We start from the raw sequence: 14,548 nt of genomic DNA, 5'->3' as shown, positions 1-14,548 counted from the left end.
TAACGATGCCGACTGACACAATGCCATCGCGAGCAGGCTCACTCCCACAGGGGACATGTGTCATTTGAAAGTCGAGGCCTGCATGTCTTTCGATCTCGCCGCACGCCTTGCTGCCCGTCGTGCCGAAAACCTCTACCGCCAGCGCCCTCTGCTCGAAAGCCCTCAAGGCCCGGAAGTGGTGGTCGACGGCCAGCCGTTGCTGGCGTTCTGCAACAACGACTACCTGGGCCTGGCCAATCACCCGCAAGTGATCGAGGCCTGGCGCGCCGGCGCTGCCCGTTGGGGTGTCGGTGGCGGTGCGTCGCACTTGGTCATCGGCCACAGCACGCCGCATCACGCACTGGAAGAAGCCTTGGCCGACCTGACCGGTCGCCCGCGTGCGCTGCTGTTCACCACCGGTTACATGGCCAACCTCGGCGCGGTCACCGCGTTGATCGGGCAGGGCGATACGGTGCTGGAAGACCGCCTCAATCATGCCTCGTTGCTGGATGCAGGGTTGCTGTCCGGCGCGCGTTTCAATCGCTATCTGCACAACGACGCGGCAAGTCTGGCCAAGCGTCTGGAGAAGGCCACCGGCAATACGCTGGTGGTCACCGACGGCGTGTTCAGCATGGACGGCGATATCGCCGACTTGCCGGCGCTGGCCAGGGAAGCCAAAGCCAAAGGCGCGTGGTTGATGGTCGATGACGCCCATGGCTTCGGTCCGCTGGGCGCGAATGGCGGCGGGATCGTCGAGCATTTCGGCCTGAGCCAGGAAGACGTGCCGGTACTGGTCGGCACCCTCGGCAAAGCGTTTGGCACCGCAGGCGCCTTTGTGGCCGGCAGCGAAGAGCTGATCGAAAGCCTGATCCAGTTTGCCCGCCCCTACATCTACACCACCAGCCAGCCACCGGCCCTGGCCTGCGCGACGCTGAAAAGCCTCGAGCTGCTGCGCACTGAACATTGGCGAAGGGATCATTTGAAGACGCTGATCCGCCAGTTCCGTCATGGCGCCGAACAGCTCGGGATTGAGTTGATGGACAGCTTCACGCCGATCCAGCCGATCATGATCGGCGATGCCGGGCGTGCCGTTCGACTGTCGCAGATGCTGCGCGAGCGCGGGCTGATGGTCACGGCGATTCGTCCGCCGACCGTGCCCGCGGGCAGCGCCCGTCTGCGCGTAACCCTGACCGCCGCCCACAGCGAGGCGCAGGTGCAGCTATTGTTGAATGGACTGGCCGATTGTTTCCAACAACTTGGACCGGAGCCAAGCCATGCGTGATCGACTGATTCTGCTACCCGGGTGGGGCCTCGGAATTTCACCGCTGGAGCCTTTGGCGGCCGCCTTGCAGGGGCTGGATGAGCATCTGCGGGTCGAGATCGAGCCGTTGCCGGAACTGGAATCAAGCGATCTTGAAGAATGGCTCGATGAGCTGGATTCGACGATCCCGCAAGACGCCTGGCTCGGTGGCTGGTCCCTCGGCGGCATGCTGGCGTCTAAGCTGGCGGCGCGTCGTGGTGATCGTTGTTGCGGCTTGCTGACTCTGGCGAGTAATCCCAGTTTCGTGGCTTGGGCTGGTTGGGCCAATGCCATGCACGAAGAGGATTTCAATGCCTTCCTCAACGGCTGTCGTGTTGATCAAGGCGCGACCTTGAAGCGCTTCAGTCTGCTTTGCTCGCAGGGCTCTGCCGACCCACGGTCCTTGGCGCGGCTCTTATTGGCGGGCGCCCCCAAAACGTCGGCCCCAGTGTTGCTCAGTGGCCTGGAGCTGTTGGGTGGGTTGAGCACACGCCAGGCTTTGCTGGATTTTCAGGGCCCACAGCTACATTTGTTCGCCGGCCTTGACGGGCTGGTCCCGGCTGAAGCGGCGGGCGAGTTGCTGACCTTGCTGCCGGATGTCGAAATCGGCCTGATTGAACAGGCCAGCCATGCGTTTCTTCTGGAAGACCCCCACGGTGTGGCGGGGGCGATTCAGGCCTTTTTGCACGAGTTCGGTGATGACTGATTTATCCCTTCCCGATTTACCCGGCGGTTTGCCAGACAAGCGCCAGGTGGCGGCCTCCTTTTCCCGCGCGGCGGCGAGCTACGACAGCGTGGCTGAGTTGCAGCGCGATGTTGGCAGTCAGTTGTTGAGCCATTTGCCGGGTGACTTTGTGCCGGGTGTCTGGCTGGACCTGGGGTGCGGCACCGGGCATTTCAGTCGGGCATTGGGTGAGCGATTTTCTGCGAGTAACGGTCTGGCAATGGACATCGCCGAAGGCATGCTCAATCACGCTAGGCCATTGGGCGGCGCCAGCCATTTCATTGCCGGGGACGCGGAGCGTTTGCCGCTGCAGGATTCGACCTGTGATCTGATCTTTTCCAGTCTGGCGGTGCAGTGGTGCGCGGATTTCGAATCGGTGCTCAGTGAGGCGTTTCGGGCACTGAAACCGGGCGGGATTTTCGCGTTTGCTAGTCTTTGTGTAGGGACGTTGTTTGAGTTGCGTGACAGCTGGCGTCAGGTGGATGGCATGGTGCACGTCAATCGCTTCCGCGAGTTGGGTGTTTATCAACAGCTGTGCGCATCCAGCGGCTTGAAGGTTGTCAGCCTGCAAACTCGTCCGCATGTGTTGCATTACCCGGACGTGCGCAGCCTGACGCATGAACTCAAAGCGTTGGGCGCGCACAACTTGAACCCTGGTCGGCCAGGTGGTTTGACCGGTCGGGCGCGGATCCTCGGCTTGATCGAGGCTTATGAGCAGTTTCGTCAGGCCGAAGGATTGCCGGCGACTTATCAGGTGGTCTACGCCGTGTTGGAGAAACCCGTATGAGCGCAGCCTATTTCATCACCGGCACTGACACTGATGTCGGCAAGACCACCATTGCCGCGGGCTTGTTGCATGCCGCGCGGTCGGCGGGCATGAGTACGGCGGCGGGCAAGCCGGTCGCTTCCGGCTGTGATGTGACGCCCAAGGGCTTGCGCAATTCCGATGCGCTGGCGCTGCTGGCCGAATGCTCGGTGCCTTTGACTTATGCACAGGTCAACCCGGTGGCGTTCGAACCGCCAATCGCTCCGCACCTGGCCGCGCGTGAAGCCGGCGTGGTGCTGACGGTGCAATCACTGTTGGCGCCGATGCGCGATATTCTCGACATGCAGGCGGACTTCACCTTGATCGAAGGCGCCGGCGGCTGGCGCGTACCGTTGGCGGATCAGGACAATCTGTCAGATTTGGCGATGGCTTTGGATCTGCCAGTGATTCTGGTGGTTGGTGTGCGGTTGGGTTGCATCAATCATGCGTTGCTGACCGCCGAAGCGATTGCTCAGGACGGTTTGCAGCTAGCGGGGTGGGTGGCCAATATCATCGATCCGAAGACCTCGCGTCTGGAAGAGAACCTCGCGACCCTCGCCGAGCGGATTCCCGCGCCTTGTCTTGGGCGAGTGCCGAAACTGAAGTTGGTGAGCGCAGAAGCGGTGGCGGAACATTTGCAACTGGATTTGCTGGATTGAGATTTCGCCTATGACAAGGCACTGTGCCATTAGTGTTTTTGTCGGGCGTTTTGCCATCAGGTCTGGTTCAATGGCTGCCATTGATCCCTTGTAGGACGAGTTCCCCCTATGGAAATCTCAGGAAACACCGCTTTCTATGCCGGTCTGAGCACTATTCAGACCGGGCAGAACCGTGTCGATCAATCTTCAAGCCAGATAGCCAGCAGCACTATCGAGCGTTCGGTAACCAGCCAGTCTTCCGAATTTCAGGTGGACCGCTTGCGTTCGGTTGACCGTAGTCAGCAATCGGACCTGTCCAGCAACATGGTCGAGATGGCGCAGGGCAAGTTTCAGGTTGAGGCTGGCGTCAAAGTCGCCAAGGCTTCCGATGAAATGCTTGGCACGTTGATCGATACTTTCGCTTGATCCTTCGCTGAATCCGCCCTGCCAACGCCGCGACTATTCGCGGCGTTTTTGTGCGTAAGTCCTTCTCCCTCAACTAATCTTTCCTGCATGGCCTGTTGCGTTGTCAACGGCGGCTGTGCGACTGCGTGTTCGGTATTTGCGCAGCGTGATGACGAACGGCAAAAGATCGGCGCTTGACAAGATTTGGTCGTAAACGTATGTTTCAAACAACTGTTTGACCGTCACAACAAATCAACACGGTCGTTCATTCCCGGTTACATCAGCAGAGGTTTATCGCTATGCCTGACTACAAGGCCCCCTTGCGTGATATTCGCTTCGTACGTGACGAACTGCTCGGCTACGAAGCGCACTATCAGAGCCTTCCGGCTTGTGCAGACGCAACTCCAGACATGGTTGACGCCATTCTCGAAGAAGGCGCCAAGTTTTGTGAGCAGGTGCTGGCTCCGCTGAACCGCGTGGGTGACACCGAAGGCTGCACCTGGAGCGAGTCCGGCGTTAAAACCCCGACTGGCTTCAAAGAAGCCTACAAGCAATTCGTTGAAGGCGGCTGGCCAAGCCTGGCCCACGACGTAGAGCACGGCGGCCAAGGCCTGCCGGAGTCTTTGGGTCTGGCGGTCAGCGAAATGGTTGGCGAAGCCAACTGGTCGTGGGGCATGTACCCAGGCCTGTCGCATGGCGCGATGAACACCATATCTGAGCACGGCACGCCTGAGCAGCAAGAGGCTTACCTGACCAAACTGGTTTCCGGCGAATGGACCGGCACCATGTGCCTGACCGAACCGCACTGCGGCACCGACCTGGGCATGCTGCGCACCAAGGCCGAACCTCAGGCCGACGGTTCCTACAAAGTCTCCGGCACCAAGATCTTCATCTCGGCCGGTGAACACGACATGGCCGACAACATCGTCCACATCGTGTTGGCACGTCTGCCGGATGCACCGGCTGGCACCAAAGGCATTTCGCTGTTCATCGTTCCCAAGTTCATGCCGAACGCTGACGGTTCGATCGGCCCTCGCAACGCCGTGACCTGTGGCTCCCTGGAACACAAAATGGGCATCCACGGTAACGCCACCTGCGTGATGAACTTCGACGCAGCCACCGGTTTCCTGATCGGCCCGGCGAACAAAGGCCTGAACTGCATGTTCACCTTTATGAACACCGCACGTCTGGGTACCGCGCTGCAAGGTCTGGCCCACGCTGAGATCGGTTTCCAGGGTGGCCTGAAATACGCTCGTGATCGTCTGCAAATGCGTTCGCTGACTGGCCCGAAAGCGCCGGAAAAAGCCGCTGACCCGATCATCGTTCACCCTGACGTACGTCGCATGCTGTTGACCATGAAGGCGTTCGCCGAAGGCAACCGCGCGATGGTTTACTTCACCGCCAAGCAAGTAGACGTCGTCAAATATGGCGTGGACGAAGAAGAGAAGAAGAAAGCCGACGCACTGCTGGCCTTCATGACCCCAATCGCCAAAGCCTTCATGACTGAAGTCGGCTTCGAATCTGCTAACCACGGCGTGCAAATCTACGGCGGTCACGGTTTCATCGCCGAGTGGGGCATGGAGCAGAACGTTCGCGACAGCCGCATTTCGATGCTGTACGAAGGCACCACCGGTATCCAGGCACTCGACCTGCTGGGCCGTAAAGTGCTGATGACTCAAGGCGAAGCCCTGAAAGGCTTCACCAAGATCGTCCACAAGTTCTGCCAGACCAACGAAGGCAACGAAGCGGTCAAAGAGTTCGTCGAGCCATTGGCTGCGCTGAACAAAGAATGGGGCGAACTGACCATGAAGGTCGGTATGGCTGCCATGAAGGATCGCGAAGAAGTCGGCGCGGCGTCCGTGGACTACCTGATGTACTCCGGTTACGCCTGCCTGGCCTACTTCTGGGCTGACATGGCGCGTCTGGCTGCCGAGAAACTGGCTGCCGGCACTTCCGAAGAGGCGTTCTACACCGCCAAGTTGCAGACTGCGCGCTTCTACTTCCAGCGCATCCTGCCGCGTACCCGCACTCACGTTGCAACCATGCTGTCGGGTGCCAACAACTTGATGGACATGAAAGAAGAGAACTTCGCGCTGGGCTACTAAGCTTTAACGCAGCTCTTCATAAAGCCGCTACACCTTCGGGGGTAGCGGTTTTTTTGTTTTGAACAATCAAGACCACGTGGGTGACCAAAACGCCGTGACGTTAAAACCCGTCAGTCCAAAAATAACCACCCGGCAAGCAGCAGACGCGTTGATTACGCTTACACCCATCGATGCAGAAGGCGCAGAGTTGAAGAGGGGCCGTTGCTGCCGTTCTACAACGATTTTTGAGGGGATCAAGTCACTGGTCGCGCGAGTTGCGGCCAGTGACGCAGCCTTTAAAAAAACCTGACAAATCGCTCAGTAAGTCGGCATTTCTGCCGTTACAGTAGGTGGGCACAATGCCATCTATTGTCATGACGGTCGGAGCTTTACCCTTGCCGCGTTCTTCCGCTGTACGTTTCAGCCATTTCCTACCGTCGTTGCTGCTTTTACTTGCGGGGCTTGCGGCCGCCTACATCAAGGATCTCAACGTCTTCTTCACCTCGCTGTTCAACGTGCTGCCAACCCTGGTGCTGTTGCTCGGCGGCGCGTACTGCGCGGTTTACCGACGTCAGCGCGAGTTGTTTCTGATGGTGACGGTGTATATCGCCTACTTTTTGCTCGATACCCAGACCGACTATTACCGCGACAACGGCAAGGTCCGTGATGACGCAGCCGTGGTTTTTCACTTGTGTTGTTTGTTGCTGCCGCTGTTGTTCGGCGTGTTTGCGGCCTGGCCGGAGCGCACGCATTTGTTTCAGGACATGGTGGCGCGCTTCGCGGTGTTGCTGGCCGTCGGCAGTGTCGCGTTGGGGCTGGAGCAAAGTTATCCCCAGGCCTTGCTGATGTGGCTGTCGGAGATCCGTTGGCCGGCGCTGCATGGCGCCTGGATGAGCCTTATCCAGTTGTCCTATCCGGTGTTCATCGCGTCGTTCCTGCTGCTGAGCTGGCAATACTGGCGTAACCCGAGACCTTTGCACGCCGCACAACTGGTGGGTTTGCTCGGGTTGTTCTGGGCGTTGCCGAAAACTTTCATCCTGCCGTTCACGCTGAACATCATGTGCAGCCAGGTGATGTTGATGATTGCCGCAGCGGTCGCCCACGAGGCCTATCAAATGGCCTTCCGCGACGAGCTCACCGGTCTGCCGGGTCGCCGCGCCTTGAACGAGCGGATGCAACGTCTGGGGCGCAATTACGTGCTGGCCATGAGCGACGTCGATCACTTCAAGAAATTCAACGACACCCACGGTCACGATGTAGGTGATCAGGTGCTGCGACTGGTCGCCAGTAAGCTGTCGAAAATCGGCGGAGGCGGTAGGGCATATCGCTACGGCGGTGAGGAATTTGCGCTGGTGTTCGCGGGCAAAACCCTCGAAGAGTGCATGCCGCACCTGGAAGTCATCCGCGAATCCATTGCCACTTACAGTATTCAACTGCGCAACCAAGACGCCCGCCCGCAGGACGACCAACAGGGGCGTCAGCGTCGCGCGGGCTCCGGCGCTTCAAGTGTGTCGGTCACCGTGAGCATCGGCGTGGCCGAACGTGTGGAGCAGCGAACCCCGGAAAAAGTGCTCAAGTCCGCTGACGAAGCGCTCTACAGCGCCAAGGGCGCCGGGAGAAATTGTGTGGTGGCCTTCGGTCAGACTCGCCGTGGCGCAGTGCGCATGGACGGCGCTGCGGGTTGAGTGATGATGGCGCATTCAGCGTCTGGACTGTGATTGTGAGGCAGGGTGGGCGGCAGTAGGTTTGATCGATCTGCTGACGGAGAAACGACCATGCCTGAGTACAAAGCCCCCCTGCGCGACATGCGCTTTCTGATCGACCACGTCTTCGACTTCCACGCCAGCTATGCCGCGCTGGGCGCCACCGATACCAGCCCGGACATGGTCAATGCGATCCTCGAAGAGGGCGCGAAGTTCTGTGAGAACGTTCTGGCGCCGTTGAATCGCAGCGGCGACGAAGAAGGCTGCCATTTCGACAATGGCGTGGTGACAACGCCTACAGGTTTCAAGCAGGCCTTCGCACAATACGTGGAAGGCGGCTGGCATGGTCTGGCCGCTGATCCGGCTTACGGCGGCCAGGGGTTGCCAAGTTCCCTGGGCTTGGTCATCGGTGAAATGGTCGGCTCCAGCAATACCTCGTGGGGCATGTACCCCGGCCTGACCCACGGCGCGATGTCGGCCATCCACGCCCACGGCACCGAAGCGCAGAAGAACACCTACCTGAGCAAACTGACGGCGGGCCAATGGACCGGCACCATGTGCCTGACCGAGGCTCATTGCGGCACTGACCTGGGCATCATCAAAACCCGCGCTGTGCCTTCAGCCGATGGCAGCTACGCGATTTCCGGTAGCAAGATCTTCATCTCGGCCGGCGAACACGACATGAGCGACAACATCATTCATTTGGTGTTGGCGAAACTGCCGGACGCTCCGGCAGGCACCCGGGGCATTTCCCTGTTCATCGTTCCCAAGTTCCTGCCCGATACCCAGGGTGAAGCCGGCGAGCGCAACGGCGTTTCCTGCGGCTCGATCGAACACAAAATGGGCATCAAGGCCTCGGCCACCTGCGTGTTGAACTTCGATGCGGCCAAGGGATTTTTGATCGGCGAGGCGAACAAGGGCTTGAACTGCATGTTCACCATGATGAACCACGCACGGCTCGGTACCGGCATGCAGGGTTTGTGTCTGGGTGAGGCGAGTTTCCAGGGGGCGATCAAATACGCCAACGATCGCCTGCAAATGCGCTCGCTCACCGGCCCGAAAGCGCCGGAAAAAGCCGCCGACCCGATCATCGTGCATCCTGATGTGCGCCGGATGTTGCTGACCATGAAAGCCTTCAACGAAGGCAACCGTGCGCTGACGTATTTCACCGCGCAGCTGCTGGACGTGGCGCATCTGAGCCCGGATGAAACGGCGCGCCAGGACGCCGAAGACCTGCTGGCGTTCCTGACGCCGATCTGCAAAGCCTTCATGACCGACACCGGTCTGGAAGTCACCAACCACGGGATGCAGGTGTTTGGCGGTCACGGATTCATCCGTGAATGGGGCATGGAGCAGCTGGTTCGCGACTGCCGGATCGCGCCGATCTACGAAGGCACCAATGGCATTCAGGCGCTGGATTTGCTCGGGCGCAAAGTGCTTGGCAGTCAGGGCAAACTGCTGCGTGGCTTCACCAAAATCGTCCACAAGTTCTGCGCGGCGAATGCCGAGCACCCACAACTTGCCAGCTATGTGGCGCAACTTAATGGCCTGAATCAGCAGTGGAGCGAGTTGACCGCCAAGGTCGGCATGGCCGCGATGAAAAATCCAGACGAAGTCGGTGCTGCGTCGGTGGATTACTTGATGTACAGCGGCTACATCATCCTCGGCTATCTGTGGCTGCGCATGGCGCTCGTGGCCCAGGCGCAACTCGACGCGGGCAGCGGCGATGCTGATTACTGCCGGGGCAAACTGGCAACAAGCGAGTTTTACTTCAAGCGGTTGCTGCCGCGCACTGCCGCTCATCGGTCGGCTATTGAAGCGGGGAGTGATTGCTTGATGCAGCTGCCGGCGGAGCTGTTTGCGCTCTGACAATTGTTAAAAGCTTCGCGGGCAAGCCTCGCTCCAGGTTGGAGTCGTTCACGGATATGAGTGACCCCGACCTGTAGGAGCGAGGCTTGCCCGCGAATGCGTTCTGGCAGGCGAGAACTATCTCAGCTGAAATTCTGATGACTAAAAATTACAAAATGGTCATGAGCTGACCCTATGTGTCGTAAAAGTTGTTGGGTTACACTCGGACCCAACGAAAACACCATTCCTACGAATCACCTGTTTAGATCTGCGAGGTTTGCCATGGCTGACTACAAAGCGCCCCTGCGCGATATGCGCTTCGTCCTCAATGAAGTGTTCGAGGTCGCCAAACTCTGGGCCGAGCTGCCAGCGCTGGCTGAGACCGTCGATGCGGAAACGGTAGAAGCCATTCTCGAAGAGGCCGGCAAAGTCACCAGCAAAAGCATCGCGCCCCTGAGCCGTGCGGCTGACGAAGAAGGTTGCCATTGGGCGGACGGTGCCGTCACCACGCCGGCAGGTTTCCCACAGGCTTATCAGACTTATGCCGAAGGCGGTTGGGTCGGTGTCGGTGGCGATCCGACTTACGGCGGCATGGGCATGCCCAAGGCTGTTTCGGCGCAAGTCGAAGAAATGGTCAACTCCGCCAGCCTGTCATTCGGTCTGTACCCGATGCTGACCGCCGGCGCCTGCCTGTCGATCAACGCCCACGCCAGCGAAGAACTAAAAGCCGCTTACCTGCCGAACATGTACGCCGGGATCTGGGCCGGTTCCATGTGCCTGACCGAGCCGCACGCCGGCACCGACCTGGGGATCATCCGCACCAAGGCCGACCCTCAGGCCGACGGTTCCTACAAGGTCAGCGGCACCAAGATCTTCATCACCGGCGGCGAACACGACCTGACCGAGAACATCATTCACCTGGTACTGGCCAAACTGCCGGACGCGCCGGCGGGGCCGAAAGGCATTTCGTTGTTCCTGGTGCCGAAGTTCATGGTCAATGCCGATGGCAGCCTGGGCGCACGTAACCCTGCGAACTGCGGTTCGATCGAACACAAAATGGGCATCCAGGCCTCTGCGACCTGCGTGATGAACTTCGACGAAGCCGTGGGTTACCTGGTCGGTGAGCCGAACAAAGGCCTGGCGGCAATGTTCACCATGATGAACTACGAGCGTCTGGGCGTCGGTATCCAAGGCCTGGCCACCGGCGAGCGCTCGTACCAGAACGCCGTCGAATACGCCCGTGATCGTCTGCAAAGCCGTTCGCCAACTGGCGCGCAGAACAAGGACAAGGTCGCCGACCCGATCATCGTTCACCCGGACGTGCGTCGCATGCTGCTGACCATGAAGGCCTCGAACGAAGGCGGCCGTGCGTTCTCCACTTACGTGGCGATGCAACTGGACACCGCCAAGTTCAGCGAAGACGCGACCACCCGCAAACGTGCGGAAGATCTGGTTGCACTGCTGACGCCAGTGGCCAAGGCGTTCCTGACCGACCTCGGTCTGGAAACCACCGTTCACGGCCAGCAGGTTTTCGGCGGCCACGGTTACATTCGTGAGTGGGGCCAAGAGCAACTGGTTCGCGACGTGCGCATCACCCAGATCTACGAAGGCACCAACGGCATTCAGGCGCTGGACCTTGTAGGACGCAAGATCGTCGGCACCGGCGGGGCGTTCTATAACCTGTTTGCTGACGAGATCCGTCATTTCACCGCGACCGCCAGCGATGATCTGGCTGAGTTCACCAAGCCGCTGAACGATGCCGTCACCACCCTCGACGAACTGACCTCGTGGCTGCTGGACCGGGCAAAAAACAACCCGAACGAAATCGGCGCTGCCTCGGTCGAGTATCTGCAAGCATTCGGTTACGTGGCGTACGCCTACATGTGGGCACTGATGGCCAAGGCAGCGTTCGGCAAAGAAGCGCAGGACGATTTCTACGCGAGCAAGTTGGGCACGGCGCGGTTCTATTTCGCACGTCTGCTGCCGCGTATTCACTCATTGAGTGCGTCGGTGAAGGCGGGTAGCGAGTCACTGTTTCTGCTGGACGCTGCACAGTTCTGACGAAGTCGCGTCATGTAAGCATTCTCTTACATGACGTGCTGCTGTTCTCCCATAGGCGTCGATTGGATCCAGAGCTAATCTACTTCACATGGACGTCGCGCAGGAAGCGCAAAGCAACAACAGGGACACGTAGGATTCTGCCAGGACGGCGGAGTGAAATGGATGTCAGGGAAACAGTCTGCAAAGCCCCGCTTCGGCGGGGTTTTCTTTCGCCTGCAGAAAAGTCGTCAGCTCAGCCCGTCGAGCGTAGTCGAGCTGTTCAAGCGCTCGTCCGGCCCGTTCATCACTTCCTCCAACAGCGTGCGCAATAAGGCCAGCGAGGCTTGTTGCCGTTGCACATCCCGACACACCAATCCGACTTTCAGCGGTACTCGCGGCTCGGTCAGCGGTTTCCAGAGTAGTTCGTTATTGCCGAGCGCCTTTTGTGAGCGCCCGGGCAGGACGGTGGCCAGCCGGGTGTGGGGCAGGCTGTCGAGAATGCCCGCCATGTTGTTCAGTTCCGCCTGCACCTGCGGGCGTCGTCCCAGATTGGCCAGTTGCGTCTGCCAGATCTGCCGCACCTGGAATTCCTCTCCCAGCAACAGCATGGGCAACTCGGCCGCCTGACTCATCGAGACTTTCTTGAATTCGCGCAGCGGGTGGTCCGCCGGGATTACAAGGGTCAGTTCATCTTCGTACAGCAGGACGCCATGCAAACCCGGCTGACGGGGCGGCAGGTAGCTGATGCCGATGTCGAGGGAGCCATTGAGCAGCCGTCGCTCGATTTCCAGGCCCGTCAGTTCATAGATCTGCACCACCAGATGCGGCTGCGCCTTGCGCACGCGTTCGAGCATCTGCGGCACCAGACTGGTGTGAACCGTCTGCAACACGCCGATGGCCAAGGTGCGTAATGCCTGGCCCTTGAAGTTGCCCAGCGCCTCACGTGCCCGTTGTAGGCCATCGAGCAAGGGCAGGGCGTGGTTGTACAAAGTGTGGGCGGCCAGGGTGGGCAGCAGACGCTTGCTGCTGCGTTCGAACAGGCTCACATCGAGGTTTTGTTCGAGCTGGCGGATCTGCTGGGACAGTGCCGGTTGGGAGATTGAAAGTCGCTCGGCCGCCCGGCCTACGTGGCCCTCTTCGTAGACCGCGACTAAATAACGCAGTTGCTTGAAATCCATAAGGTGCGCTTATCGAAAATGCTGGGAAATCGAAATGGCTCGACGCCTTGCCTGAGCCTAGTCTAACCGCATTCACAAGGCTTACAGGGCCAGAGCGCACGATGAATACGGTTTACGTCGATGGTGTTTACATAGGTAAGGCAAAAAACCTCAAACGAGGTTTGTCCCGATGAATCTGTTCAACTTGCGTCGCAATCCACCGAGCCTCGATGACTTGGTCGCAGATACTTTCCAGTCGTCCAGAAGCGACAACCTGTTCAGCGAGTGCCTGATGCCCAGTGTCGAGCGGCCGAAACAGATTTTCGTCCGTGGCCAAGGCTCATGGTTGTGGGACAGCGATGACCGCGCTTATCTGGATTTCTCGCAGGGTGGCGGCGCCAATAGCCTGGGCCACAGCCCTTCGGTGCTGGTCAACGCGATCTCGGAACAGGCTCAATCGGTGATCAACCCCGGTTTTGGTCTGCATAACCGCGGCATGCTCAACCTTGCCGGGCGGCTCGGCACCAGCACCGGCAGTGATCAGGCGTACCTGCTCAACAGCGGCACCGAAGCCTGTGAAGCAGCGGTCAAACTGGCACGTAAATGGGGTCAATTGCATCGCAGCGGGGCTTCGCGGATCATCGTTGCGAGTAACGGCTGCCATGGCCGTAGTCCCGGGACGATTTCCGTGTCGGACTTCCACCACGTTCCCTTCAATGATCTTGCAGCGATGCACGCAGCGGTCGATGCCCGGACTGTGGCAATCATGCTCGAACCGATCCAGAGCGAAGCCGGGGTGATTCCGGCCACCGAGTCCTACCTCAAGGGTGTCGAACGCCTGTGCCGGGAACTGGGGATTCTGTTGATCCTTGACGAAGTGCAAACCGGTATCGGTCGCTGCGGCACCTTGCTTGCCGAACAGTCCTGTGGCGTTCGAGCAGATATCGTCGTCCTCGGCGAAGGGCTTGGCGGTGGCGTGCCATTGGCCGCGTTGCTGGCGCGAGGCAAGGCCTGCTGTTTCGAGGTGGGCGAACTGACGGGCACTCATCATGGCAATGCGCTGATGACGGCTGCCGGTCTTGCTGTGCTCAACACTATTCAGGACAAGGGTTTTCTCGACCATGTGGGCGAAACCGGCCAGCACCTGCGCGAAGGCCTGAGTCGTTTGGCCCATCGCTATGGGCACGGCGAGTTGCGCGGTCAAGGGCTGCTCTGGGGACTGACCCTGTCCGACGATTCGGCTGATGCCGTGGTCAAGTCAGCGTTGTACGAAGGCTTGTTACTTAACGCCCCGCAACCCGATTGCCTGCGCTTTACCCCGGCCCTCACCGTCAGCAACGCCAACATCGACGAAATGCTCCTGCGCCTGTCCCGCGCCTTTTCCCGCGTACGCACCGCACAAATGCAGTGCCGCAAAGGGATTGCGGTCTGATCAGACCTTTCCCGCACGAATTTCCGAACCGTCTCGCGGTAATAACGCATCGCCCCACGTTTGATTCTTTTCGCGTGGGGCGTTTTTTTGTCTGCGAATTCATTGGGTTCCGGAGTGAGGTCAGGTTTCCAAATGAACCCTGACGAACGGCGCGGGTCGATTAGCTGTAGGGCTCACACGAGTCCACTTCAAATCAGGAGCTGCCCCATGGATTTAATTCGCATCATCATTGCCATTCTGTTGCCGCCACTGGGTGTGTTTCTGCAGGTCGGTTTCGCGGGCGCGTTCTGGCTGAATATTCTGCTGACACTGTGCGGGTACATTCCGGGGATCGTGCATGCGGTGTACATCATTGCCAAGCGCTGAATTCTACGGCGTCAGATAGATCGCCTTCGCGGGCAAGCCTCGCTCCTACAGAAATAACCCCGTACCT

12 protein-coding genes are annotated in these 14,548 nt (G+C 59.4%); 11 read left to right on the top strand and 1 reads right to left on the bottom strand.

Annotated elements, in window-relative coordinates; genetic code table 11:
- The first annotated feature begins 82 nt into the window (after positions 1–82).
- The 9 genes from bioF to ACYZTM_RS12600 all read left to right on the top strand — a co-directional run bounded on the left by bioF (position 83) and on the right by ACYZTM_RS12600 (position 11,547).
- Positions 83–1,261 carry an 8-amino-7-oxononanoate synthase gene (bioF, locus tag ACYZTM_RS12640; RefSeq protein ID WP_131060958.1) on the top strand — a complete coding sequence of 393 codons (1,179 nt, stop codon included), beginning with the start codon at positions 83–85 and terminating at the stop codon, positions 1,259–1,261.
- Positions 1,254–1,985 (top strand): alpha/beta fold hydrolase, encoded by a 732-nt coding sequence (locus ACYZTM_RS12635; protein ID WP_131060959.1) that lies wholly within the window; start codon positions 1,254–1,256, stop codon positions 1,983–1,985. The genes bioF and ACYZTM_RS12635 overlap by 8 nt, the downstream gene beginning before the upstream one ends.
- Positions 1,978–2,790: a malonyl-ACP O-methyltransferase BioC gene (bioC, locus tag ACYZTM_RS12630; RefSeq protein WP_131060960.1), complete on the top strand. Its 813-nt coding sequence runs from the start codon at positions 1,978–1,980 to the stop codon at positions 2,788–2,790. The genes ACYZTM_RS12635 and bioC overlap by 8 nt, the downstream gene beginning before the upstream one ends.
- On the top strand, positions 2,787–3,467 hold the full coding sequence (gene bioD / locus ACYZTM_RS12625) for a dethiobiotin synthase (protein WP_131060961.1): 681 nt from the start codon (positions 2,787–2,789) through the stop codon (positions 3,465–3,467). The genes bioC and bioD overlap by 4 nt, the downstream gene beginning before the upstream one ends.
- A gap of 108 nt (positions 3,468–3,575) precedes the next feature.
- Positions 3,576–3,872, top strand: coding sequence for a pyrroloquinoline quinone biosynthesis protein PqqE (locus ACYZTM_RS12620; RefSeq protein WP_131060962.1), 297 nt, complete (start codon positions 3,576–3,578; stop codon positions 3,870–3,872).
- 278 nt (positions 3,873–4,150) lie between these two features.
- The gene (locus ACYZTM_RS12615) at positions 4,151–5,956 is read left to right on the top strand and encodes a phenylacyl-CoA dehydrogenase (protein WP_131060963.1); all 1,806 of its coding nucleotides are present in this window, start codon (positions 4,151–4,153) and stop codon (positions 5,954–5,956) included.
- A gap of 374 nt (positions 5,957–6,330) precedes the next feature.
- On the top strand, positions 6,331–7,620 hold the full coding sequence (locus ACYZTM_RS12610) for a GGDEF domain-containing protein (RefSeq protein WP_131060964.1): 1,290 nt from the start codon (positions 6,331–6,333) through the stop codon (positions 7,618–7,620).
- Between the two features lie 90 nt (positions 7,621–7,710).
- Entirely contained in the window at positions 7,711–9,507 is a 1,797-nt protein-coding gene (locus ACYZTM_RS12605) for an acyl-CoA dehydrogenase C-terminal domain-containing protein (RefSeq protein ID WP_461988868.1), read from the top strand.
- 261 nt (positions 9,508–9,768) lie between these two features.
- A complete protein-coding gene (locus ACYZTM_RS12600; protein ID WP_461988867.1) occupies positions 9,769–11,547 on the top strand; it encodes an acyl-CoA dehydrogenase C-terminal domain-containing protein in 1,779 nt (592 codons plus the stop codon).
- Between the two features lie 227 nt (positions 11,548–11,774).
- Here the strand turns inward: ACYZTM_RS12600 and ACYZTM_RS12595 are convergent, their stop codons facing one another.
- Positions 11,775–12,704: a LysR family transcriptional regulator gene (locus ACYZTM_RS12595; RefSeq protein ID WP_461988866.1), complete on the bottom strand. Its 930-nt coding sequence runs from the start codon at positions 12,702–12,704 to the stop codon at positions 11,775–11,777.
- A 169-nt stretch (positions 12,705–12,873) separates the two neighbouring features.
- On the opposite strand from ACYZTM_RS12595, the gene ACYZTM_RS12590 reads away from it, so the two are divergent.
- Positions 12,874–14,115 carry an aspartate aminotransferase family protein gene (locus ACYZTM_RS12590; RefSeq protein WP_131060968.1) on the top strand — a complete coding sequence of 414 codons (1,242 nt, stop codon included), beginning with the start codon at positions 12,874–12,876 and terminating at the stop codon, positions 14,113–14,115.
- Between the two features lie 207 nt (positions 14,116–14,322).
- A complete protein-coding gene (locus ACYZTM_RS12585; RefSeq protein ID WP_131060969.1) occupies positions 14,323–14,481 on the top strand; it encodes a YqaE/Pmp3 family membrane protein in 159 nt (52 codons plus the stop codon).
- The last annotated feature ends 67 nt before the right edge of the window (positions 14,482–14,548 follow it).

This window comes from Pseudomonas sp. MDT2-39-1, from assembly GCF_054898085.1.
Note: the sequence above shows the minus strand (reverse complement) of the source record. Positions and strands in the feature narration are given on the sequence as shown.